The organism is Pseudomonas izuensis (assembly GCF_002356535.2).
Lineage (GTDB): Bacteria > Pseudomonadota > Gammaproteobacteria > Pseudomonadales > Pseudomonadaceae > Aquipseudomonas > Aquipseudomonas izuensis.
Genome location: NZ_AP017423.2, coordinates 5,570,040 through 5,592,453 on the forward strand (window position 1 = coordinate 5,570,040; position 22,414 = coordinate 5,592,453).

Genomic DNA, 22,414 nt, shown 5'->3' on the forward strand with positions numbered 1-22,414 from the left:
GCGAGTGCCTGCAAGAGTCTTTTCCGGTAGCATTCCCCTCAGTTTGACCCGCCTGGAATCCCCTCATGTCCGACCGCCTGACCCTGCTGCGTCCCGACGACTGGCATATACATCTTCGCGATGGTGCTGTGTTGACCAATACCGTCGCGGATGTTGCGCGCACCTTTGGTCGCGCCATCATCATGCCCAACCTGGTACCTCCGGTCCGCAATGCGGCTGAGGCCGACGGCTATCGCCAGCGGATCCTCGCTGCCCGCCCGGCCGGCAGCCAGTTCGAACCGCTGATGGTCCTGTACCTGACCGACCGCACCCAGCCTGAAGAAATTCGCGAGGCCAAGGCCAGCGGTTTCATTCACGCCGCCAAGCTGTACCCGGCCGGCGCGACCACCAACTCGGATTCTGGCGTCACCAGCATCGACAAGATCTTCCCTGCCCTGGAAGCCATGGCCGAAGTCGGAATGCCCTTGTTGATCCACGGTGAAGTCACCCGCGGCGATGTCGACGTGTTCGACCGCGAAAAAATCTTCATTGATGAGCACATGCGTCGCGTGGTCGAGCGCTTCCCGACCCTCAAAGTGGTGTTCGAACACATCACCACCGCTGACGCCGTGCAGTTCGTCAATTCGGCCTCGGCCAACGTTGGCGCAACCATCACCGCGCATCACCTGCTGTACAACCGCAACCACATGCTGGTGGGCGGGATTCGGCCGCACTTCTATTGCCTGCCGATTCTCAAGCGCAACACGCACCAGGAGGCCCTGCTCGATGCCGCTACAAGCGGCAGTGAAAAGTTCTTCCTCGGCACGGACTCGGCACCCCACGCCCAGCACGCCAAGGAAGCCGCTTGCGGCTGTGCCGGCTGCTACACCGCTTTTGCTGCGATCGAGATGTATGCCGAAGCCTTTGAACAGCGCAATGCGCTGGACAAGCTCGAAGCCTTCGCCAGCCTTAACGGGCCTCGGTTCTATGGCCTGCCGGCCAACACCGATCGCATCACCCTGGTCCGCGAAGAGTGGACCGCCCCAAGCAGCCTGCCGTTTGGCGAGCTGACCGTTATCCCGCTGCGCGCCGGTGAAAAACTGCGCTGGCGCCTGCTGGAGGAACACGCGTGAGTGAAGACCATTTCGACGACGAACAGGAAGGTCAAGGCGGCGGAGGCGGTTCCCGTCATCCAATGGCCGCCCGATTCCGTGGTTACCTGCCCGTTGTCGTCGACGTAGAAACCGGTGGCTTCAACTCGGCCACCGACGCCTTGCTGGAAATCGCCGCGACCACTATCGCCATGGATGAAAAGGGATTTGTTTACCCTGATCACACCTACTTCTTCCGGGTCGAGCCTTTCGAAGGCGCCAACGTCGAAGCGGCAGCCCTGGAGTTCACCGGGATCAAGCTCGATCACCCGCTGCGCATGGCCGTGAGTGAAGAGTCGGCCCTGAACGATATCTTCCGTGGCGTACGCAAGGCGCTCAAGGCCAATGGTTGCAAACGTGCGATTCTGGTCGGTCACAACAGCAGTTTCGACCTGGGCTTCCTGAACGCCGCCGTTGCGCGCCTGGACATGAAGCGCAATCCGTTCCACCCGTTCTCCAGCTTCGACACGGCCACCCTCGCCGGCCTGGCCTATGGCCAAACGGTGCTGGCCAAAGCCTGTCAGGCCGCCGATATCGATTTCGATGGTCGCGAGGCCCACTCGGCTCGTTACGACACCGAGAAGACCGCCGAGCTGTTCTGCGGCATCGTCAATCGCTGGAAACAGATGGGCGGCTGGGAAGACTTCGACGACTGATTGTTCTTTGTAGGAGCGAGCTCGCTCGCGATGGTCGTGAACGATAACGCGGGCAAGCTGGTTTCCCGTGGTGTTATTGAATCCATCGCGAGCGAGCTCGCTCCTACAGAGGTTCAGAGTTCCAGGTTTATACCGCGCATAAAAAAACCGGCCTCGAGGGCCGGTTTTTTTGTACCTGGAGTGTGCCTTACAGCGCGGCAGCGTGCTCGGTCAGGTAAGCCGCAACGCCTTCTGGCGAAGCGTTCATGCCCTTGTCGCCTTTTTTCCAGTTGGCAGGGCAGACTTCGCCGTGCTCTTCGTGGAATTGCAGAGCGTCGACCAGACGCAGCAACTCTTCCATGTTACGGCCCAGTGGCAGGTCGTTGATGATCTGCGAGCGAACAACGCCTTTGTCGTCGATCAGGAATGCGCCACGGAAAGCAACGCCGTCAGCGGACTGAACGTCGTAGGCCTTCATGATTTCCTGCTTGATGTCGGCAGCCATGGTGTAACGGACTTCGCCGATACCGCCATTGTTGACCGGGGTGTTACGCCAGGCGTTGTGGGTGAAGTGCGAGTCGATCGAAACAGCAACCACTTCAACGTTACGGGCCTTGAATTCCGACATGCGGTTGTCCAGAGCGATCAGCTCGGATGGGCAAACGAAGGTGAAGTCCAGTGGGTAGAAGAACACCAGGCCGTATTTGCCTTTGATAGCCGAGGACAGGGTGAAGCTGTCAACGATCTCGCCATTGCCGAGTACGGCCGGTACGGTGAAGTCAGGGGCTTGTTTGCCTACGAGTACGCTCATTGGATATCTCCTGGTGTAGAAACGTGAAAAACCGGGTTTGCTCCAGCCTGTCACCCTCAGGCGACAGCCCTGTGACACGAACCCGTTTCGCAAAGACCGGCCATCATACACTGCGTTTTTGGCCTGTCCTTAACGGTTTTTCCCGCAGAGGTAAAAATCCCGGAGCGGATTTCGTTTCTTGCCCTCACTGAAGAGTACCGTTCGTCAGCCCTCGGAAAAAGCCGCCTCAAAGCACTTTGACAATCATTCTCGTTAACATTAAGATCCATCGCATTCGAGACATAAACAAGCGACGGTCTTCACTTATGTATGTTTGCCTCTGCACTGGCGTCACCGACGGCCAAATCCGCGATGCGATCTATGAAGGATGCTGCAGCTACAAGGAAGTCCGCCAGGCCACCGGCGTTGCCAGTCAATGTGGTAAATGTGCCTGCCTCGCCAAGGAAGTGGTCCGCGAGACCCTGACCTCACTGCAGACAGCCCAGGCTGCGATTCCCTTTCCTGCAGAATTTACAGCGGCATAAAAAGATACTTATTCAAAGAACCGGACTGATGTCCGGTTTTTTTATGCCTGAAAATCAACTGCTTAGACTCTAGACGCGGAACACAAACATTCTTATTCAGATTAATTTTCATATATTATTCAATAACTTAAGTTTGACACCCTTAGTTGCGCGGCTCAAACTCTGCCTTATAGACGGCTAACAAAGGGCAGGACCCCATCATGAAAGGCGACGTTAAAGTCATCCAGCATCTCAACAAGATCCTTGCCAATGAGCTGGTCGCAATCAATCAATACTTCCTGCATGCACGCATGTATGAAGATTGGGGCCTGAACAAGCTCGGCAAGCACGAATACCACGAATCCATCGACGAGATGAAGCACGCGGACAAGCTGATCAAGCGAATCCTGTTCCTGGAAGGCCTACCGAACGTCCAGGACCTGGGCAAGCTGCACATCGGCGAGCACACCAAGGAAATGATTGAGTGCGACCTGCGTATCGAGAAAGCCGGCCACAAAGACCTTAAAGAGGCTATCGCCTTTTGCGAAACGGCTGGCGACTTCGGTAGCCGTGAACTGCTTGAAGATATCCTCGAGTCCGAGGAAGAACATATCGACTGGCTTGAAACCCAACTTGGCCTGATCGACAAGATCGGCATCGAGAACTACCTGCAATCGCAGATGGGCGAAGACGAATAACTTCTACGCCATTAATCTCGATGCAATAAAAAGCCCCGCTCTCTTTTGAAGAGGCGGGGCTTTTTTATTGCCCGGATTTCCGCATTGGCCGAAATCCCTGTGGGAGCGAGCCTGCTCGCGAAGACGTCGTGTCAGTCAACATCTATAGTGGCTGGCAGACTGCATTCGCGAGCAGGCTCGCTCCTACATAAGCAGATCAGGCTTCGGTTTTTGCAGCTGCGGCTTTTGCGGCAGCGTCTTTGATCAGCGCCTGCAACGAACCATCAGCCGACATCTCGGTCATGATGTCGCTACCGCCGACCAACTCACCAGCGACCCACAGTTGCGGGAAGGTTGGCCAGTTGGCGTATTTTGGCAGGTTGGCGCGGATTTCCGGGTTCTGCAGGATATCCACGTACGCAAACTTTTCACCACAAGCCATCACAGCCTGCGCAGCTTTCGCGGAGAAGCCGCACTGCGGGGCATTCGGCGAGCCTTTCATGTAAAGCAGAATGGTGTTGTTGGCAATCTGCTCTTTAATCGTTTCGATGATATCCATGGAGCACCTCGGCTGAACTTTCCGACTCATGGGTCGGCACGGTGGCGCATTGTAACGGAAAGCCGAGGGCCATGCTCGGTCTCTCCGTCAGATACGATCAAGCCGCCGCCACGGTTACCGGAACGCCATTCAACGCCGCATTCCCCGACAGTTCATCGAGCTGACATTCGTCTGTCAGGTCATTGGCACTGGATCCCGGCTGACCACTGGCAATGGTCATTTGCACACCCGGCCTCGCATGGCCCCAACCGTGCGGAAGACTGACCACGCCTTTCATCATATCCAGGCTGCCCAACACTTCAACTTCGATCACCCCGACCCGCGAGCTCACCCGTACTCGCTGCCCATCGCTCAGCCCGCGACTGGCCAGATCATCCGGGTGCATCAACAACTGATGACGCGGTTTACCTTTCACCAGACGGTGGTAGTTGTGCATCCACGAATTGTTGCTACGCACATGCCGGCGGCCGATCATCAATAGCTCATCGGCAGCCGGTGCCCGCAATGCCGCGAACCGCGCCAGGTCGGCAAGGATGGCGGCGGGGGCAGCCTGGACATGCTGATTGGCGGTTTTTAGACGCAGCGCCAGGTTGGGCTTGAGCGGCCCGAGATCGACACCATGGGGATGGTCGAACAGCGTCGCCACCGACAGCTTGTGCTCCGAGGCATCGCCATACAGCCCCATGCGCAGGCCTCGGTCGATCATTTGTGCCGGGGCAATAGTCGGCTTGAGCTCCTTACCGGTCTTCGCGGCAAATGCCTTGGCCAACCCGACGAAAATTTCCCAATCGTGCAGCGCGCCTTGGGGCTTGGCCAGAATTGCCCGGTTGAAACGACTGACGTTGCGCACCGCGAACATATTGAATGTCGTGTCGTAATGATCGTTTTCCAGCGCCGAGGTGGACGGCAGGATCAGGTCGGCGTATCGCGTGGTTTCGTTGATGTACAAATCGACACTGACCATGAATTCCAACCCGTCCAGTGCCTGCTCCAGCTGACGGCCGTTCGGCGTGGACAGCACCGGGTTGCCCGCCACGGTAATCAGTGCGCGTACCTGCCCTTCCCCTTCGGTCAGCATCTCTTCGGCCAGCGCCGACACCGGCAATTCGCCAGCGTATTCGGGGCGCCCGGACACCCGGCTCTGCCACAAATTGAAATGCCCACCCGACGTGGAGGCCACCAGATCCACCGCCGGCTCGGTGCACAATGCACCGCCCACGCGGTCAAGGTTACCGGTGACCAGGTTGATCAACTGCACCAGCCAATGGCACAGCGTACCGAATGCCTGGGTCGAGACGCCCATCCGGCCATAACACACCGCGCTCGGTGCAGCGGCGAAGTCCCGCGCCAATTGGCGGATCTGTTCGGCCGGCACCGCACACAACGGACTCATGGCCTCGGCAGTGAAATCCGCCACCGCCTCGCGCACCAGGTCCAGCCCCTCCACCGGCAAATGACCGTCGCGGGTCAATCCTTCAGCAAACAACGTGTTGAGCAGGCCAAACAACAATGCCGCATCGCCACCCGGGCGAACGAACAAATGCTGGTCGGCGATGGCCGCCGTTTCGCTGCGACGCGGGTCGACCACCACGACCTTGCCGCCCCGGCCCTGAATCGCTTTCAAGCGCTTTTCCACATCCGGCACGGTCATGATGCTGCCGTTGGACGCGAGCGGATTGCCGCCCAGGATCAACATGAAGTCGGTGTGATCGATGTCCGGGATCGGCAGCAACAAACCATGGCCGTACATCAAATGACTGGTCAGGTGATGGGGCAATTGATCGACCGACGTCGCGGAAAAACGGTTACGGGTTTTCAACAGACCGAGAAAATAATTGCTATGGGTCATCAGCCCATAGTTGTGCACGCTGGGATTGCCTTGATAGACCGCCACCGCGTTTTGCCCGTGACGCTGCTGAATCTCCGCCAGACGTTCGGCAACCAGGTTGAAGGCGTCCTCCCACTCGATGGGCTGCCATTCGTTGCCCACGCGCCGCATGGGTTGATGCAGGCGATCCGGATCATTCTGGATGTCTTGCAGGGCAACAGCCTTGGGGCAGATGTGCCCGCGACTGAAGGTATCCAGGGGATCACCCTTGATCGAAGTAATCTGCACATTGCCGGCTTCGACCTCGGTGGTTTCGATGGTCAGGCCGCAGATGGCTTCACACAGGTGGCAGGCACGGTGGTGGAGAGTCTTGGTCATGGCCAGTCTCTGTCTTGTTCTGGGCGGGCGATTTAGGCCGCGGGAACAAAACTATGGCGCCTGCCCGGATAGTGCGCCAGCGACGTTCGTCCTGTGAATTGGTGACCATCAGGCCAACCGATGGCTCCTCATGCTCCGCTCGACGGCAGCCTGGGTGGCGCCTGCAGCTGGATCTCCTGGATGGTTTCGATCTGCTCGTGGGCGACATGGACGCCGGTCAGTTCGCCGATCAGCCGCCAGTGCTCGTCGAGCCCGGTGCTGATGGTAGCCATGCGATCGATCATGCGGCGACCGGCGTCCCGGGTCACCGGGTCGTTGCTGCGCAGCAGTTCAAACGACATCGACGTCATGGAGGCGGTCAGGTGTGTCAGGGAGCGAGCCGTGAGGCCGAGCAATTCCATTAGCTGCTGTTCTTTCGATTCCATTGTCGAAGCTTCCTGCGTCGCGGGTGATTTATTTATAACCCAGCACTTTGCATTAGCAAATGTTTCAGATGGAGCAGACCGCCTGCGAAGACCGCGAACGCCAGGTCAGGAACCGACCGTCAACGCGCCGCCACCGCCCCGCTCGATTGCCAAGCTGCGCGGGCACGGTGTACAAATGCCTGGCTGCCGTCAGGAAACAGGCTTCAAAAGCGCTACTGCGGATCTCCCGTAGCTCCTCTGAACTCCCCTAAAAACCGTAGCCCTATTGGTAAGACGCGACATTTAATTATAAGATCGCGCCTTCCCCTATTTCGTCGCCCCGTGCGGCTTACGCCGCAGGTCTCGCCCGTTGTTCCGTTAGACAAGGCTTTGAGCATCTGCGGTTTGTAGCAAAAAGGTAGTCAATGATGAGCGCAAGGCACTTTCTCTCCCTGATGGATTGCACGCCCGAAGAGCTGGTCAGCGTGATCCGTCGAGGCGTTGAGCTCAAGGACCTGCGTAACCGCGGCGTACTGTTCGAGCCCCTGAAAAACCGCGTGCTGGGGATGATTTTCGAGAAGTCCTCGACCCGCACCCGCATTTCGTTCGAAGCCGGCATGATCCAGCTCGGCGGCCAGGCGATCTTCCTGTCGCCGCGCGACACCCAGCTGGGCCGGGGCGAGCCGATCAGCGACGCTGCCGTCGTTATGTCGAGCATGCTCGATGTGGTGATGATCCGTACTTTTGCCCACAGCACATTGACCGAATTCGCCGCCAATTCGCGCGTCCCGCTGATCAACGGCCTGTCCGACGATCTGCACCCGTGCCAACTGCTGGCCGACATGCAGACCTACCTCGAACACCGCGGCTCCATCCAGGGCAAGACGGTGGCCTGGATCGGTGACGGCAACAACATGTGCAACAGCTATATAGAAGCGGCGATCCAGTTCGACTTCCAGTTGCGTATCGCTTGCCCTGAAGGCTACGAGCCGAACCCCAAGTTCCTGGCCCTGGCCGGTGATCGGGTGACCATCGTTCGCGATCCGAAAGATGCCGTTCGCGGCGCCCATCTGGTGAGTACCGACGTCTGGACCTCCATGGGCCAGGAAGAAGAAACCGCCAAGCGTCTGAAGCTGTTCGCCCCCTACCAGGTCAACCGCGCCCTGCTCGATCTGGGCGCCAGCGACGTGCTGTTCATGCATTGCCTGCCGGCTCACCGTGGCGAAGAGATCAGCGTCGACCTGCTCGACGACCCGCGTTCGGTCGCCTGGGATCAGGCCGAGAACCGCCTGCACGCGCAAAAAGCCCTGCTCGAGTTTCTCGTTCCGCCGGCGTATCACCACGCATGAGCCAGCCATTACTGCTTAACCTGCGCAACCTCGCCTGTGGCTATCAGGACCAGCGCGTGGTGCAGAACCTCAACCTGCATTTGAATGCCGGCGACATCGGTTGCCTGCTGGGTTCTTCCGGCTGCGGCAAGACCACCACCCTGCGCGCCATTGCCGGTTTCGAGCCGGTGCACGAAGGTGATATCCAGCTGGCGGGCGAGACGATCTCCAGCGCCGGTTTCACCCTTGCACCGGAGAAACGCCGGATCGGCATGGTGTTCCAGGACTACGCGCTGTTTCCGCATTTATCCGTGGCCGACAACATCGCTTTCGGTATCCGCAAGCATCCGCAAAAGGAGCGCGTTGTCGAAGAATTGCTGGAACTGGTCAACCTGAAAAACCTCGGCAAGCGTTTCCCCCATGAGCTTTCCGGTGGCCAGCAGCAACGTGTCGCCCTGGCTCGCGCCCTGGCGCCGGAACCGCAACTGCTGCTGCTTGACGAACCCTTCTCCAACCTCGATGGTGAGTTGCGCCGCAAGCTCAGCCACGAGGTGCGCGATATTCTCAAGGCCCGTGGCACCAGCGCGATTCTGGTCACCCACGATCAGGAAGAAGCCTTCGCGGTGAGCGATCACGTCGGCGTATTCAAGGAAGGCCGGCTGGAACAATGGGATACGCCCTACAACCTGTATCACGAACCGCTGACGCCTTATGTGGCCAGCTTCATCGGCCAGGGGTATTTCATCCGTGGCCAGTTGAGCAGCCCGGAGTCGGTGCAGACCGAACTGGGTGAATTGCGCGGCAACCGTGCCTACACCTGGCCGGTCGGTGGCGCAGTGGACGTGCTGCTGCGTCCGGACGATATCGTTTATGCGCCGGACAGTGCCTTGAGGGCGCGGATTGTCGGCAAGTCGTTCCAGGGTGCGTCCACGCTGTATCGCCTGCAAATGCCGACCGGCGCGCAGCTAGAGTCGATCTTCCCGAGTCATGTCGATCATCAGGTCGGTGCGCAGGTGGGTATTCGTGTCGCGGCGGAACACCTGGTGCTGTTCCAGGCTTCCGGCAGCACGGCGGCGCAGATTCCGGTCGTCGAATCCGGCGTCCGGCGTTACAGCACCGCCAACTGAAATCACGCCCCCTGTAGGAGCGAGCCTGCTCGCGATGGATTCAAGAACACCGCGGGAAATCAGAATGCCCGCGTTATCGTTAACGACCATCGCGAGCAAGCTCGCTCCTACAGGTGTTTTGCGTTAACTCAACATCAAAGTGCCGCTGGCCACCAGCGTTGCACTCCCGCCAATCTTCACCCGATCCCCTTCCAGCCGACAGAACAACTCCCCGCCCCGCGCCGAACACTGGTAGGCCGTCAGGCTCGATTTGCCCAGACGTTTCGACCAGTACGGAATCAGGCTGCAATGGGTCGATCCGGTCACCGGGTCTTCATTGATGCCAATGGCCGGCGCGAAGTAGCGCGACACGAAATCCTGCTTGCTGCCACGGGCGGTCACGATGGCGCCCAGCCATGGCAGCTTCGCCAGGGCAGCCATGTCTGGCTGACAGTCGAGCACGGCCTGCTCGGACTCCAGCACCACAAACAACTCATTCGAACCCAGCACATCGACGGCCTGAACACCGAGCGCGCGCTCGACGTCCAGGGTCACGCCCACTTCCGAGGCGACGATCGCCGGAAAATCCAGCCACAGACGTCCCCCCTCACGACTCACGCTCAGCGGGCCGGACTTGCAGGTGAACGCCAGGTGCGAGACCGGCTCCTTGTAGATTTCAAACAAAACGTAAGCGCTGGCCAGGGTCGCGTGACCGCACAACGGCACCTCGGTGGTCGGGGTAAACCAGCGGATGTGCCAGCCCTGCCCTTCACGCACCAGGAAGGCGGTTTCGGCGAGATTGTGCTCGGCGGCGATCTTTTGCATCAACTCATCGGAGAGCCAGGCATCCAGCTTATAGACCATCGCCGGGTTACCACTGAAAGGACGATCACTGAACGCGTCGACCTGATGAAACTCAAGTTGCATAACACTCTCCCTTTGTTTTTGTAGGAGCTAGCTTGCTCGCGATGGTCGTCAACGATAACGCGGGCATTCTGGTTCCCCGCGGTGTTCTTGAATCCATCGCGAGCAGGCTCGCTCCTACAATGTGTCTCCCTCAGGCTCGGCCGATATCGGCGAACTTCGCCTGGGTGTGTTCGGCCAGCACCGCCGGAGCTAATTCCACTTCCAGGCCGCGTCGCCCGGCGCTCACAAAAATGCTGGAGAAGGGTTGGGCAGAATTATCGATGAAGGTGCGCAGGCGTTTTTTCTGCCCCAACGGACTGATCCCGCCCAACAGGTATCCCGTCGAACGTTGCGCCGCAGCCGGGTCGGCCATTTCCGTTTTTTTCACTCCGGCCGCATGGGCCAGGGCCTTCAAATCCAGGGTTCCGCCCACCGGCACCACCGCCACCAGCAACTCGCCTTTTTCACTGGCCGCCAGCAACGTCTTGAACACCTGCGCCGGGTCCAGCCCCAGCTTTTCCGCCGCTTCCAACCCATAGGACGCGGCCTTCGGGTCATGTTCGTAACTGTGCACTCGGTGTTCGGCGCGAACCTTTTTCAGCAAATCCAATGCGGGTGTCATGACAGCTCCAGACTTGGCGGCAGTAAAAAATACTGCGCCGGATTCTAGGACATTGATCCGCAAAAGGCTCTATCGCACACCCGTTACAAAATGTCAGCCGCGTTCATTTGAGCCGATTTCGATTGCTCGGCAACGCGATCATTCATGGAACTAATAGTTTATTTGTGACCAACGGTTCACTTTCGACCTTTGACAGCAGTGTTTCTTGTCTATATTTTTTCGTTTCTGAAACTGTACGAAAAGTCTTACTGCAGTGCCCTGCTGTAAAACGGGGACAGGATGGGGATTCTGTTCCGGTGAAAAACGCGCTTTGACCACACTGGAATGCAAGCGCCAGACAAGAAAAACAAAGAGGTTTCAATGACAACTGCTCTACAACAACCGTCGCTCTCGGGCCAATGCATGGCCGAGTTCCTGGGCACTGCACTACTGATCTTCTTTGGTACGGGTTGCGTTGCCGCGCTCAAGGTCGCGGGTGCCAGTTTTGGCCTGTGGGAAATCAGCATCATCTGGGGTGTTGGCGTCAGCATGGCGATCTACCTGACAGCCGGGATTTCGGGTGCTCATCTCAACCCTGCCGTCAGCATTGCACTGTGCATTTTCGCCGACTTCGAAAAGCGCAAACTGCCGTTCTATATTTGCGCCCAGGTGGCGGGGGCCTTTTGCGGTGCCTTGCTGGTGTACACGCTGTACAGCACTCTTTTCTTCGATTTCGAACAAACCCACCACATGGTTCGCGGCACCGAAGCCAGCCTTGAATTGGCGTCCGTGTTTTCCACCTTCCCCAACCCAAGCCTGTCCACGTCCCAGGCCTTTCTGGTCGAAGTCATCATCACCGCCATCCTGATGGGCGTGATCATGTCCCTGACGGACGACAACAATGGCTTGCCCAATGGCCCCCTGGCCCCGCTGTTGATCGGCCTGCTGATTGCGGTGATTGGCAGTTCGATGGGGCCGCTGACCGGTTTTGCGATGAATCCGGCCCGTGATTTCGGTCCTAAACTGATGACTTTTTTCGCCGGCTGGGGTGACATTTCCTTCACCGGCGGGCGCGATATTCCGTACTTCCTGATTCCGGTTTTTGCACCGATTGTCGGTGCCTGCCTCGGTGCCGCGGCGTACCGCGGGGTTATCGCCCGCCATCTGCCGAACGCCGCAGAGGCTACGCAGGACACAGCACCGGCCGTTGACGGCAAACCGCGAATTTCTTGATACCGTTGGCGCATGATCCTGCCAAATTGATCGCGCGCCAGACCTCACTCCCTTTTTTCGTCCAAGGCAATCGACATGACCGACACTCAGAATAAGAACTACATCATTGCCCTCGATCAGGGTACGACCAGTTCCCGCGCGATCATTTTCGACCGCGACGCGAACGTGGTCTGCACTGCACAGCGCGAGTTCGCGCAGCATTATCCGCAAGCCGGCTGGGTCGAACACGACCCGATGGAAATCTTCGCCACCCAGAGCGCCGTGATGGTCGAGGCCCTGGCGCAAGCCGGCCTGCACCACGACCAGGTCGCGGCCATCGGCATCACCAACCAGCGTGAAACCACCGTGGTCTGGGACAAGAACACCGGCCGGCCGATCTACAACGCAATCGTCTGGCAATGCCGACGCAGCACCGAGATCTGCCAGCAGCTCAAACGCGATGGCCACGAACAGTACATCAGCGAAACCACCGGCCTGGTCACCGACCCATACTTCTCCGGCACCAAGCTCAAGTGGATCCTCGACAACGTCGAAGGCAGTCGTGAACGCGCGCGCAACGGCGAGCTGTTGTTCGGCACCGTCGACAGCTGGCTGATCTGGAAATTCACCGGCGGCAAGGTGCACGTCACCGACTACACCAATGCCTCGCGCACCCTGCTCTTCAACATCCACACCCTGGAGTGGGACGCGAAGATGCTGGAGGTGCTGGATATCCCGCGGGAAATGCTGCCGCAGGTGAAATCCTCATCGGAAATCTACGGCCATACCAAAAGCGGCATCGCCATTGGCGGTATTGCCGGTGACCAGCAGGCGGCGCTCTTCGGCCAGATGTGCGTCGAAGCCGGTCAGGCAAAAAACACCTATGGCACTGGTTGCTTCCTGCTGATGAACACCGGCGACAAAGCCGTGAAATCCCAGCACGGCATGCTCACCACCATCGCGTGCGGCCCCCGTGGCGAAGTGGCCTATGCACTGGAAGGTGCGGTGTTCAACGGCGGCTCCACCGTGCAGTGGCTGCGCGACGAATTGAAGATCATCAATGACGCCCACGACACCGAGTACTTCGCCAACAAGGTCAAGGACAGCAACGGCGTGTACCTGGTCCCCGCCTTCACCGGCCTCGGCGCACCGTACTGGGACCCCTATGCCCGTGGCGCGCTGTTCGGCCTGACCCGTGGCGTGCGCGTGGACCACATCATCCGCGCCGCGCTGGAGTCGATTGCCTACCAGACCCGCGACGTGCTCGATGCCATGCAACAGGATGCGGGCGAACGCCTCAAGGCCCTGCGTGTGGATGGCGGCGCGGTCGCGAACAACTTCCTCATGCAGTTCCAGGCCGACATCCTCGGTACCCAGGTCGAGCGCCCGCAAATGCGCGAAACCACGGCGCTGGGCGCGGCTTACCTGGCAGGCCTGGCCTGCGGTTTCTGGGGCAGCCTGGAAGAGTTGCGCGGCAAGGCAGTGATCGAGCGCCGATTCGAACCGGCGCTGGACGAAACGGCGAAGGAAAAACTCTACGCCGGCTGGAAAAAAGCGGTCAGTCGCACACGCGATTGGGAGCCCCAGGAAGGCGCCGAGTAAGCCGACCTGCTTACTCGTATCTGTATGTAACTGGCAGGGAACAGGTTCCTGCGGCATCATGGGCAAATTTTGCACGGCAGCCCAAAGGACGCCCCATGAATCTGCCTCCCCGTCAGCAGCAAATCCTCGAACTGGTCCGCGAGCGCGGCTATGTCAGTATCGAGGAAATGGCCACGCTGTTCGTTGTTACTCCGCAGACCATCCGCCGCGATATCAATCAGTTGGCGGAAGCCAATCTGCTGCGTCGCTACCACGGCGGCGCGGCTTACGATTCCAGTGTCGAAAACACCGCCTATGCGATGCGCGCCGACCAGATGCGCGATGAGAAGCAACGCATTGGCGAAGCCATTGCGGCGCAGATCCCCGATCACGCCTCGCTGTTCATCAACATCGGCACCACCACCGAATCCATCGCCCGCGCGCTGCTCAATCACAATCACCTGAAGATCATCACCAACAACCTGCATGTGGCCTCGATGCTCAGCGCCAAGGACGATTTCGACGTGCTGCTGACCGGTGGCAACGTGCGACGTGACGGTGGGGTGGTCGGGCAGGCCAGTGTCGATTTCATCAATCAGTTCAAGGTCGACTTCGCCCTTGTCGGTATCAGCGGCATCGATGAAGACGGCAGCCTGTTGGATTTCGATTATCAGGAAGTGCGGGTATCCCAGGCGATCATCGCCAACGCCCGCAAAGTGATCCTCGCCGCCGACTCCAGCAAATTCGGGCGCAACGCCATGATCCGCCTGGGGCCGATCAGCCTGGTCGATTGCCTGGTCACCGATCAGCAACCTTCCCCGGCGCTGGCGCAGTTGCTCAATCAGCACAAGGTTCGGCTGGAGGTTGTTTAACCGTCGTAAATTTTCATCATTTGTACTGACGCCTTCGCGAGCAGGCTCGCTCCCACAAGGATCACACTGAACCTGTGGGAGCGAGCCTGCTCGCGAAGGCGATCTCAAAAACACTCCCCTTTGCGCCTCTACGCGCATCAGAATGTTCGAATATTTTCCTTTCACACCCCTTCGATGAGTTTTTTCAATCGTGGCCGGCTGGTCGTGCGCGTCTTTATGGGCTAAGATTTTCGCAAATGAACATTAATGTTCGAATTCAATATAAAAGAATTCCGAGGCCACAGCCAATGCCCACTTCTACCTTGCCTGCGCCCCCTCTTGCCGAGGTCTACGATATCGCCGTCATCGGTGGCGGGATCAATGGCGTGGGGATCGCAGCGGATGCAGCCGGCCGCGGCCTGTCGGTGTTCCTTTGCGAAAAGGATGATCTGGCCAGCCACACCTCGTCAGCCAGCAGCAAGCTGATCCACGGCGGCCTGCGCTACCTCGAACATTACGAATTCCGCCTGGTGCGCGAAGCCCTGGCCGAGCGCGAAGTGCTGCTGGCCAAGGCGCCGCACATCGTCAAGCAAATGCGCTTCGTGCTGCCTCATCGCCCGCACCTGCGGCCGGCCTGGATGATCCGCGCGGGCCTGTTCCTCTATGACAATCTCGGCAAACGCGAACAACTCAAAGGCTCCAAAAGCCTGAAGTTCGGTCCGGACAGCGCCCTGAAAAGCGAAATCACCAAAGGCTTCGAATACTCCGATTGCTGGGTCGACGATGCGCGACTGGTGGTGTTGAACGCCATGACGGCCCGGGAAAAAGGCGCTCACGTCCACACTCAGACCCGTTGCGTCAGTGCGCGTCGCAGCAAAGGCCTGTGGCACCTGAATCTGGAACGCGCCGATGGCAGCCTGTTTTCGATCCGCGCCAAGGCGCTGGTGAACGCGGCCGGCCCCTGGGTCGCCAAGTTCATTCGGGATGACCTGAAAATGGAATCGCCGTACGGCATCCGACTGATCCAGGGCAGTCACCTGATCGTGCCGAAACTGTACGAAGGTGAGCACGCGCACATTCTGCAAAACGAAGATCAGCGCATCGTGTTCACCATTCCCTACCTGAACCGCTTCACCCTGATCGGCACCACCGACCGCGAGTACACCGGCGATCCGGCAAAAGTGGCGATCACTGAAGGCGAAACCGATTACCTGTTGAACGTGGTCAACGCCCACTTCAAAAAGCAGATCAGCCGCGACGACATCCTGCACAGCTATTCCGGTGTGCGTCCGTTGTGCAACGACGAATCCGACAACCCGTCGGCCGTCACCCGCGATTACACCTTGGCACTGTCGGGCGGCAGTGAAGAAGCACCGTTGCTGTCGGTCTTCGGCGGCAAGCTGACCACCTACCGCAAGCTGGCTGAATCGGCACTGGCGCAACTGGCACCGTACTTCCCGCACATCAAGCCGAGCTGGACGGCCAATGAAACCCTGCCGGGCGGCGAAAACATGACCACGCCGCAAGCGCTGAGCTCGCAGATTCGCGACAAGTTTGACTGGATTCCCACCGAAATTTCCCGTCGCTGGGCCACCACCTACGGCAGTCGCACGTGGCGCATGCTCGAAGGCGTGCAAGCCCTGAGCGATCTGGGTGAACACATCGGCGGCGGCCTTTACACCCGCGAAGTCGATTACCTGTGCAGCGAAGAATGGGCCACCACCGCGCACGACATCCTGTGGCGCCGCAGCAAGCTCGGTTTGTTCACCACGGCCGCGGAGCAGGACAAGCTCAAGGCTTATCTGCACAAGGTCGAGCAGAACCGCAGCAAGATCGAAGCGGCCTGATCGGATATCCGGAAAAATGAAAGCCCCTGAATCTCACGATTCAGGGGCTTTTTTACGGCGTTCAGTCGCGCAGGTCCGATTCATGAATGGGCTGTTCGCGATGGGTCGCCCGTTGATATTGCGCCGGCCAGACGGCCTTGTGGCCACCGAGATCGTCGTCCGCATGCAGCGGCCAATACGGATCGCGCAACAACTCGCGGGCCAGGAAAATGATGTCTGCCTGACAGGTACGCAAAATATGCTCAGCCTGTGCGGGCTCGGTAATCATGCCTACGGTGCCGGTGGCGATCTCCGCCTCTTTGCGCACACGCTCGGCAAAGCGAGTCTGGTAACCGGGCCCGGTAGGAATTTCCGCATTCACCGCCGTACCGCCCGACGAGACATCAATCAGGTCCACGCCCAGAGCTTTCAAACGCCGAGCCAGTTCAACCGTTTCATCGGGATTCCAACCATCCTCCACCCAATCGGTGGCCGAGACCCGGACAAACAGTGGCAACTCTTCAGGCCACACGGCGCGTACCGCTTCGGTAACCTGCATCACCAGACGGATGCGATTTTCGAATGAACCGCCGTACTGGTCACGCCGCTGATTACTCAGTGGCGAAAGAAACTGGTGCAGCAGATAGCCGTGGGCCGCGTGGACTTCGACCACCTTGAAACCCGCAATCAGCGCACGTTTGGCTGAGTCGACGAAGGCCTGAATGACAGCGGCGATTGCATCGTCGTCGAGTTGCGTGGGTTTAGTGTGCTCCGGGTCGAAAGCGATCGGTGACGGGCCCACCGGTAGCCAGCCGCCATCTGCAGGTTTCACACTGCCATGTTTGCCCAGCCATGGCCGATAAGTGCTGGCCTTGCGCCCTGCATGGGCCAATTGAATGCCCGCCACAGCGCCCTGAGCGGCAATGAAGCGAGTAATGCGTTGCAGGGGTTCGATCTGTTCGTCGTTCCACAAACCAAGGTCTTGCGCGGTAATGCGCCCATCGGCAGTGACGGCCGTGGCTTCGGTAAATACCAGCCCCGCCCCGCCGATGGCACGACTGCCGAGGTGCACCAGATGCCAGTCATTGGCCAGGCCATCGACGCTGGAATACTGGCACATCGGCGATACCGCGATGCGGTTGAGCAGGGTCAGTTGGCGAAGGGTATAGGGTTCAAGCAGCAGACTCATGGGGCACCTCTCGAATCAGTGGGCAGGCTCCAGGGTTCTGTTTGAAAGTCGACGAGTGACAGGAAAAAGGTACAGCACCCGCCCCCGCGGGCAAAAAATTCGACAAGACGTCACAAGGATTATCAAGCAGTGTTTAGAGCCTAGCCGACATCAAGGAACAGTGCAGGGTTGCGAAGGATTCGGTGCCTGGGAAATTGCATTCGCGAGCAGGCTCGCTCCCACAGGGTTCGCGTAAATCCTGTGGGAGCGAGCCTGCTCGCGAAGGGATCAACGCGGTTCTATGTGGGCAATCATCAGTTGGACGGTCTCATTGCCACGAAACTCGTTGACGTCGAGCTTGTAGGCCAATTCCACCCATTTGATGGTCGGATTCGGCCAGATATCGCGGTCGATACCAAAAGCGATGCCATCGAGCTTGACCGAGCCGCACTCACTTCTGAGCACCACCTTCAGGTGCCGTTCGCCGACCACGCGCTGCTCGACCAGTTGAAACACCCCGTGAAACAGCGGTTCCGGGAAGTGCTGCCCCCAGGGGCCGGCATGGCGCAGTGCACGGGCCAGTTCCAGGTGAAACTCCTCGACCGCCAAAGTACCGTCCGAGAGCAGGCGCCCGGTCAGGTCTTCTTCGCGCATTTGGCGACGCACTTCGGCATCAAAGGCTTCGGCGAACAAGGGAAAGTTCGCTTCCGGCAGCGTCAGGCCGGCGGCCATGGCATGGCCACCGTACTTGGTGATCAGGTTCGGATGCTGCGCCGCCACCACGCTCAGGGCATCGCGAATATGAAAGCCCTGGACTGAACGCCCCGAGCCCTTGAGCAGGCCGTCTCCGGCATCGGCAAAGGCGATGGTCGGACGGAAATATCGCTCTTTCATACGCGACGCCAGGATACCGATGACACCTTGGTGCCACTCGGGATCGAACAGGCACAAACCGAACGGCATCGATTCCACCGGCAAGTCCTTGAGCTGAGCGAGGGCTTCACGCTGCATGCCCTGCTCGATGGATTTGCGGTCCTGGTTCATGCCGTCCAGCTGCGCGGCCATTTCCCGGGCCAGGCCGGCATCTTCGGTGAGCAGGCATTCGATGCCCAGGCTCATGTCATCCAGACGCCCCGCCGCGTTCAGGCGCGGGCCGACAATGAACCCCAGATCGGTCGAGGTGATGCGCGCATGGTCACGCTTGGCCACTTCGAGAATCGCCTTGATGCCAGGTCGGGCACGTCCGGCGCGAATCCGCTCCAGGCCCTGATGCACCAAAATACGGTTGTTGGCATCCAGCGGCACCACGTCGGCCACGCTCCCCAGGGCCACCAGATCAAGTAATTCACCGATATTCGGCTGCGGCTTGCTTTCGTACCAACCCAGGCTGCGCAAGCGCGCGCGCAAGGCCATCAGTACATAGAAAATCACCCCGACACCGGCCAGCGCCTTGCTCGGAAATGCGCAACCGGGCTGGTTCGGATTGACGATGGCATCGGCCAAAGGCAGTTCATCACCGGGCAAGTGGTGATCGGTGACCAACACGTTGAGCCCGGCCTTTTTCGCCGCCGCTACGCCTTCGACGCTGGAAATGCCGTTATCCACGGTAATCAACAAGTGTGGCTGGCGCTCCAGCGCCACCGCGACGATTTCCGGCGTCAGGCCGTAGCCGTAGTCGAATCGGTTGGGCACCAGGTAGTCGACATGCGCAGCGCCCAGCAGACGCAAGCCCAGCGTCCCCACGGTACTGGCCGTGGCGCCGTCGGCATCGAAATCGCCGACGATCAGGATTCGCTGCCGTTGCTCCAGCGCGATCACCAGCAAATCCACCGCGGCATCGATGCCCTTGAGCTGCTGGTACGGAATCAACCGCGCCAGGCTTTTGTCCAGTTCGGCTTCGGACTGCACGCCCCGCGCCGCGTACAGGCGGGTCAACAGAGGTGGAATATCACCGAGGAATGGCAGGGTATCGGGCAGCAGGCGAGGTTCGATGCGCATGGGGTGACAGGAGCTTCTCTTCAATACGTAGGATAAATCCGGATGACGCGGCCTGGCGGCGAATGATTAGCCGCGTTCGCCGGCCAGCCACTGCAACTGGACTTCGTGCTGACCACGGTCGTCGGTGACGAAAATCGTCCCTTCACTGATCATCACGTCCCACTTGATGACGCGGGGCATGTCTTTGGCCAGGGTTTCCAGGACTTCCTGGGGCACTGCGGCAATGTTGACGTTTTTCAGATTTTTCACCGCCGGGACCACTTTGCCTTCCCAGACACGCAGGCTGCCATAGGCCAGGAGGCTGGTGCGTTCGGTACGACGGGAACACCACGTCAGGCGCTCGGCATCCGGCTGGCCGACTTCGATCCAGTGCAGGACACGGTCATCCAGGCTTTTTTCCCACAAGGCTGGTTCATCCACTTCTGACAGGCCACGGCCAAAAGACAGCTGCTCGTTGTACCAGAGGGCGTAGGCCAGCAGGCGCACGGTCATACGCTCTTCGGTTTCCGAAGGGTGACGGGCGATGGTCTGCTTGACGCTCTCGTAGACGCTGCGGTCGAGGTCGGTGAGGTTCAGTTCAAACTTGTAGGTCGTGGACGGCTGGGCCATGAACGGGCTTCTTGATACGTGGAAAGGCAGCAAGTCTAACCGATGCGACAGGCAATCATCGAATTGATGGCGATCTACCGTGAGCGGCTGACAGTCGGCTATGTTAAAAGTCTGTAATCGCTCAACCTCTCTTCCTACAGGATCCCGTATGCCGTTCACTGCCAAACCGCTCTCAGGTCTGAAAGTCATTGAGTTGGGCACTTTGATTGCCGGCCCGTTCGCCTCGCGCATCTGCGCTGAATTCGGGGCCGAGGTGATCAAGATCGAATCCCCGGACGGTGGCGATCCGCTGCGCAAATGGCGCAAGTTGTATGAAGGCACTTCGCTTTGGTGGTTTGTGCAGGCGCGCAACAAAAAGTCCCTGACCCTGAACCTGAAGCATCCGGACGGCCTGGCGATTCTGAAACAACTGCTGAGTGAGGCGGATATCCTGATCGAGAATTTCCGCCCGGGCGTCCTGGAAAAACTCGGCCTGGGTTGGGATGTCTTGCATGCACTGAACCCGAAACTGGTGATGGTGCGGCTCTCGGGCTTCGGCCAGACCGGTCCGATGAAAGATCAGCCGGGGTTTGGCGCGGTCGGTGAATCCATGGGTGGCCTGCGCTACATCACCGGATTCGAAGACCGACCACCGGTGCGCACCGGCATTTCGATTGGCGATTCGATCGCCGCGCTCTGGGGTGTGATCGGTGCGTTGATGGCCCTGCGTCACCGCGAGGTCAATGGCGGCCAGGGGCAGATGGTGGACGTGGCGCTGTATGAAGCGATCTTCGCCATGATGGAAAGCATGGTCCCGGAGTTCGATGTATTCGGGTTCATCCGTGAACGCACCGGCAACATCATGCCCGGCATCACGCCTTCTTCGATCCACACCAGCGCCGACGGCAAACATGTGCAGATCGGCGCCAATGGCGATGCCATCTTCAAGCGCTTCATGCTGATCATTGGCCGCGAAGACCTGGCCAATGACCCGGTGCTGGCCAGCAATGATGGCCGTGACAGCCGTCGCGATGAGCTCTACGGGGTCATCGATCGCTGGGTCAACTCGCTGCCGCTGGACACGGTCCTTGAACACCTGAACAAGGCCGACGTGCCGGCCAGCCGGATCTTCAGTGCCGAAGACATGTTCAGCGATCCGCAATACCTCGCCCGGGAAATGTTCCTGCAGGCCAAACTCCCCGATGGCAAAGACTTCAAGATGCCGGGAATCGTGCCGAAACTCTCTGAGACACCCGGTGATTGTGAATGGGTCGGGCCGCAACTGGGTGAACACAATGCCCAGGTACTCCAGGGACTTGGCTATGACGCGTCGCAGATCACTCAGCTACGCAAAGACGGAGCCATCTGAGCTAAAGCGTCCGATGGCGCGATCCATCAAATGCTGCCTGTCAGGCAACGGACGGGCGCTGTGCACTTGGCTGGGTTTGTTTCTGATCTTCGCACTGGCGCCCCAGACGTGGGCGCACCCCAAGGACACGCTCATCTGGCTCAAGCGCGATCTGCCGCCGCTGTTCATTTTCGAAGGTCCGAAAAAGGGCCAGGGAGTCATCGATGAACTGTTGACGGAGCTGATCGCCGGCATGCCTCAGTACCAGCACAGTGTGATGAAGGTCAATCGTGCGCGCGGCTTGCAAATGCTCCATGAACCTTCCCTCACCTGCGATGCGGCGCTGAACTGGAGCAAGGAACGCGAAACCTGGATCGCGTTCTCCATTCCGGTGTTTCGCGCCATGAGCAACGGCCTGGCCGTGCGGCGGGTCGATCGCGAAGTATTGGCGCCTTTCATCAAGGACGGAGAAGTGGACCTGGCGACCCTGCTGGCCACCGGTAGCGTGACGCTGGGAATCGTCGCCGAGCGCAACTATGGCGAGTACCTCGACACGCTGCTCACGCAGGCTTCCCCCAAGACCCTGACACGCCACTATGGCAGCGATGCCTTGGGCAGCCTGTTGCAGATGCAACGGCTGGGGCGCTTGCAGTTGCTGCTGGGTTATCGCCCGGAAATCCGCTACCAGGCCCAGCAGCAAGGCATCGCGGAGGATGAATTGCGGTTCTACCCGATTCGCGGCACGGGCAAATACCTGTCCGGCTACATCGGCTGCACCGACACACCCCAAGGCCGGCAGGCAATCATCGAGATCAACCGGTTGCTGCGCACCCTGCCCCGCGATCACCTGAGCGAAGCCTATGCCGCCTGGCTCGATCCGGAAAGTCGTAGCGCGTACCTTGAGGCCTCCAGGGAGTTTTTCGAGCAGCAGGCCGGGAATTGACACATTCCAGGCAAAAAGAAACCCCGAGAAGTG

At 59.3% G+C, this 22,414-nt stretch carries 21 protein-coding genes; 12 read left to right on the top strand and 9 right to left on the bottom strand.

Annotation, left to right across the window (positions count from 1 at the left end):
• Positions 1-65: 65 nt before the first annotated feature.
• The gene (gene pyrC, locus LAB08_RS24825; protein ID WP_096509242.1) at positions 66-1,112 is read left to right on the top strand and encodes a dihydroorotase; all 1,047 of its coding nucleotides are present in this window, start codon (positions 66-68) and stop codon (positions 1,110-1,112) included.
• On the top strand, positions 1,109-1,786 hold the full coding sequence (rnt, locus tag LAB08_RS24830) for a ribonuclease T (RefSeq protein WP_096509241.1): 678 nt from the start codon (positions 1,109-1,111) through the stop codon (positions 1,784-1,786). The genes pyrC and rnt overlap by 4 nt, the downstream gene beginning before the upstream one ends.
• A gap of 187 nt (positions 1,787-1,973) precedes the next feature.
• Here the strand turns inward: rnt and LAB08_RS24835 are convergent, their stop codons facing one another.
• The gene (locus LAB08_RS24835; RefSeq protein ID WP_007971324.1) at positions 1,974-2,576 is read right to left on the bottom strand and encodes a peroxiredoxin; all 603 of its coding nucleotides are present in this window, start codon (positions 2,574-2,576) and stop codon (positions 1,974-1,976) included.
• A gap of 305 nt (positions 2,577-2,881) precedes the next feature.
• On the opposite strand from LAB08_RS24835, the gene LAB08_RS24840 reads away from it, so the two are divergent.
• Both LAB08_RS24840 and bfr read left to right on the top strand, forming a co-directional pair.
• Positions 2,882-3,100, top strand: coding sequence for a bacterioferritin-associated ferredoxin (locus LAB08_RS24840; protein WP_096509240.1), 219 nt, complete (start codon positions 2,882-2,884; stop codon positions 3,098-3,100).
• A gap of 200 nt (positions 3,101-3,300) precedes the next feature.
• Positions 3,301-3,777: a bacterioferritin gene (bfr, locus tag LAB08_RS24845; RefSeq protein WP_096509239.1), complete on the top strand. Its 477-nt coding sequence runs from the start codon at positions 3,301-3,303 to the stop codon at positions 3,775-3,777.
• Positions 3,778-3,973: 196 nt separating this feature from the next.
• Here the strand turns inward: bfr and grxD are convergent, their stop codons facing one another.
• The 3 genes from grxD to plzR all read right to left on the bottom strand — a co-directional run bounded on the left by grxD (position 3,974) and on the right by plzR (position 6,946).
• Complete coding sequence (grxD, locus tag LAB08_RS24850; protein ID WP_007938922.1) at positions 3,974-4,315, bottom strand: Grx4 family monothiol glutaredoxin; 342 nt, start codon at positions 4,313-4,315, stop codon at positions 3,974-3,976.
• A gap of 97 nt (positions 4,316-4,412) precedes the next feature.
• On the bottom strand, positions 4,413-6,521 hold the full coding sequence (locus LAB08_RS24855; protein ID WP_096509238.1) for a molybdopterin oxidoreductase family protein: 2,109 nt from the start codon (positions 6,519-6,521) through the stop codon (positions 4,413-4,415).
• A gap of 128 nt (positions 6,522-6,649) precedes the next feature.
• Positions 6,650-6,946: a PlzR type 4 pili assembly inhibitor gene (plzR, locus tag LAB08_RS24860; RefSeq protein ID WP_096509237.1), complete on the bottom strand. Its 297-nt coding sequence runs from the start codon at positions 6,944-6,946 to the stop codon at positions 6,650-6,652.
• 407 nt (positions 6,947-7,353) lie between these two features.
• Here plzR and argF point away from each other — a divergent pair, with 407 nt between their 5' ends.
• Together argF and LAB08_RS24870 are read left to right on the top strand one after the other, a co-directional pair.
• A complete protein-coding gene (gene argF / locus LAB08_RS24865; RefSeq protein WP_096509236.1) occupies positions 7,354-8,274 on the top strand; it encodes an ornithine carbamoyltransferase in 921 nt (306 codons plus the stop codon).
• The gene (locus LAB08_RS24870) at positions 8,271-9,380 is read left to right on the top strand and encodes an ABC transporter ATP-binding protein (RefSeq protein ID WP_096509235.1); all 1,110 of its coding nucleotides are present in this window, start codon (positions 8,271-8,273) and stop codon (positions 9,378-9,380) included. The genes argF and LAB08_RS24870 overlap by 4 nt, the downstream gene beginning before the upstream one ends.
• A 123-nt stretch (positions 9,381-9,503) precedes the next feature.
• Here the strand turns inward: LAB08_RS24870 and LAB08_RS24875 are convergent, their stop codons facing one another.
• The gene (locus LAB08_RS24875) at positions 9,504-10,286 is read right to left on the bottom strand and encodes a PhzF family phenazine biosynthesis protein (protein WP_096509234.1); all 783 of its coding nucleotides are present in this window, start codon (positions 10,284-10,286) and stop codon (positions 9,504-9,506) included.
• A 130-nt stretch (positions 10,287-10,416) separates the two neighbouring features.
• Entirely contained in the window at positions 10,417-10,887 is a 471-nt protein-coding gene (gene ybaK / locus LAB08_RS24880) for a Cys-tRNA(Pro) deacylase (protein WP_096509233.1), read from the bottom strand.
• A gap of 360 nt (positions 10,888-11,247) precedes the next feature.
• Here ybaK and LAB08_RS24885 point away from each other — a divergent pair, with 360 nt between their 5' ends.
• The 4 genes from LAB08_RS24885 to glpD all read left to right on the top strand — a co-directional run bounded on the left by LAB08_RS24885 (position 11,248) and on the right by glpD (position 16,357).
• Positions 11,248-12,099, top strand: coding sequence for an MIP/aquaporin family protein (locus LAB08_RS24885; RefSeq protein ID WP_096509232.1), 852 nt, complete (start codon positions 11,248-11,250; stop codon positions 12,097-12,099).
• Positions 12,100-12,174: 75 nt separating this feature from the next.
• Positions 12,175-13,680 carry a glycerol kinase GlpK gene (glpK, locus tag LAB08_RS24890; protein ID WP_096509231.1) on the top strand — a complete coding sequence of 502 codons (1,506 nt, stop codon included), beginning with the start codon at positions 12,175-12,177 and terminating at the stop codon, positions 13,678-13,680.
• 95 nt (positions 13,681-13,775) lie between these two features.
• Positions 13,776-14,531 (top strand): DeoR/GlpR family transcriptional regulator, encoded by a 756-nt coding sequence (locus LAB08_RS24895; RefSeq protein WP_096509230.1) that lies wholly within the window; start codon positions 13,776-13,778, stop codon positions 14,529-14,531.
• A 287-nt stretch (positions 14,532-14,818) separates the two neighbouring features.
• Positions 14,819-16,357, top strand: a complete 1,539-nt coding sequence (gene glpD, locus LAB08_RS24900) for a glycerol-3-phosphate dehydrogenase (protein WP_096509229.1) — start codon at positions 14,819-14,821, stop codon at positions 16,355-16,357.
• Positions 16,358-16,418: 61 nt separating this feature from the next.
• Here the strand turns inward: glpD and LAB08_RS24905 are convergent, their stop codons facing one another.
• From LAB08_RS24905 to LAB08_RS24915, 3 genes are all read right to left on the bottom strand, one after another.
• Positions 16,419-17,525, bottom strand: coding sequence for an NADH:flavin oxidoreductase/NADH oxidase (locus LAB08_RS24905; RefSeq protein ID WP_096509228.1), 1,107 nt, complete (start codon positions 17,523-17,525; stop codon positions 16,419-16,421).
• Positions 17,526-17,792: 267 nt separating this feature from the next.
• Positions 17,793-19,502 carry a single-stranded-DNA-specific exonuclease RecJ gene (gene recJ / locus LAB08_RS24910; RefSeq protein WP_096509227.1) on the bottom strand — a complete coding sequence of 570 codons (1,710 nt, stop codon included), beginning with the start codon at positions 19,500-19,502 and terminating at the stop codon, positions 17,793-17,795.
• A 66-nt stretch (positions 19,503-19,568) separates the two neighbouring features.
• The gene (locus LAB08_RS24915; protein WP_007971297.1) at positions 19,569-20,111 is read right to left on the bottom strand and encodes a YaeQ family protein; all 543 of its coding nucleotides are present in this window, start codon (positions 20,109-20,111) and stop codon (positions 19,569-19,571) included.
• A gap of 148 nt (positions 20,112-20,259) precedes the next feature.
• Here LAB08_RS24915 and LAB08_RS24920 point away from each other — a divergent pair, with 148 nt between their 5' ends.
• Together LAB08_RS24920 and LAB08_RS24925 are read left to right on the top strand one after the other, a co-directional pair.
• Positions 20,260-21,459, top strand: coding sequence for a CaiB/BaiF CoA transferase family protein (locus LAB08_RS24920; protein ID WP_096509226.1), 1,200 nt, complete (start codon positions 20,260-20,262; stop codon positions 21,457-21,459).
• A complete protein-coding gene (locus LAB08_RS24925) occupies positions 21,413-22,381 on the top strand; it encodes a TIGR02285 family protein (protein WP_096509225.1) in 969 nt (322 codons plus the stop codon). The genes LAB08_RS24920 and LAB08_RS24925 overlap by 47 nt, the downstream gene beginning before the upstream one ends.
• Positions 22,382-22,414: the final 33 nt, after the last annotated feature.

Coding starts and splice junctions, on each gene's coding strand:
- pyrC (WP_096509242.1), top strand. CDS start 66: ATGTCCGACCGCCTGACCCTGCTGCGTCCCGACGACTGGCATATACAT.
- LAB08_RS24835 (WP_007971324.1), bottom strand. CDS start 2,576: ATGAGCGTACTCGTAGGCAAACAAGCCCCTGACTTCACCGTACCGGCC.
- LAB08_RS24840 (WP_096509240.1), top strand. CDS start 2,882: ATGTATGTTTGCCTCTGCACTGGCGTCACCGACGGCCAAATCCGCGAT.
- bfr (WP_096509239.1), top strand. CDS start 3,301: ATGAAAGGCGACGTTAAAGTCATCCAGCATCTCAACAAGATCCTTGCC.
- grxD (WP_007938922.1), bottom strand. CDS start 4,315: ATGGATATCATCGAAACGATTAAAGAGCAGATTGCCAACAACACCATT.
- LAB08_RS24855 (WP_096509238.1), bottom strand. CDS start 6,521: ATGACCAAGACTCTCCACCACCGTGCCTGCCACCTGTGTGAAGCCATC.
- plzR (WP_096509237.1), bottom strand. CDS start 6,946: ATGGAATCGAAAGAACAGCAGCTAATGGAATTGCTCGGCCTCACGGCT.
- argF (WP_096509236.1), top strand. CDS start 7,354: ATGAGCGCAAGGCACTTTCTCTCCCTGATGGATTGCACGCCCGAAGAG.
- LAB08_RS24870 (WP_096509235.1), top strand. CDS start 8,271: ATGAGCCAGCCATTACTGCTTAACCTGCGCAACCTCGCCTGTGGCTAT.
- LAB08_RS24875 (WP_096509234.1), bottom strand. CDS start 10,286: ATGCAACTTGAGTTTCATCAGGTCGACGCGTTCAGTGATCGTCCTTTC.
- ybaK (WP_096509233.1), bottom strand. CDS start 10,887: ATGACACCCGCATTGGATTTGCTGAAAAAGGTTCGCGCCGAACACCGA.
- LAB08_RS24885 (WP_096509232.1), top strand. CDS start 11,248: ATGACAACTGCTCTACAACAACCGTCGCTCTCGGGCCAATGCATGGCC.
- glpK (WP_096509231.1), top strand. CDS start 12,175: ATGACCGACACTCAGAATAAGAACTACATCATTGCCCTCGATCAGGGT.
- LAB08_RS24895 (WP_096509230.1), top strand. CDS start 13,776: ATGAATCTGCCTCCCCGTCAGCAGCAAATCCTCGAACTGGTCCGCGAG.
- glpD (WP_096509229.1), top strand. CDS start 14,819: ATGCCCACTTCTACCTTGCCTGCGCCCCCTCTTGCCGAGGTCTACGAT.
- LAB08_RS24905 (WP_096509228.1), bottom strand. CDS start 17,525: ATGAGTCTGCTGCTTGAACCCTATACCCTTCGCCAACTGACCCTGCTC.
- recJ (WP_096509227.1), bottom strand. CDS start 19,502: ATGCGCATCGAACCTCGCCTGCTGCCCGATACCCTGCCATTCCTCGGT.
- LAB08_RS24915 (WP_007971297.1), bottom strand. CDS start 20,111: ATGGCCCAGCCGTCCACGACCTACAAGTTTGAACTGAACCTCACCGAC.
- LAB08_RS24920 (WP_096509226.1), top strand. CDS start 20,260: ATGCCGTTCACTGCCAAACCGCTCTCAGGTCTGAAAGTCATTGAGTTG.
- LAB08_RS24925 (WP_096509225.1), top strand. CDS start 21,413: ATGACGCGTCGCAGATCACTCAGCTACGCAAAGACGGAGCCATCTGAG.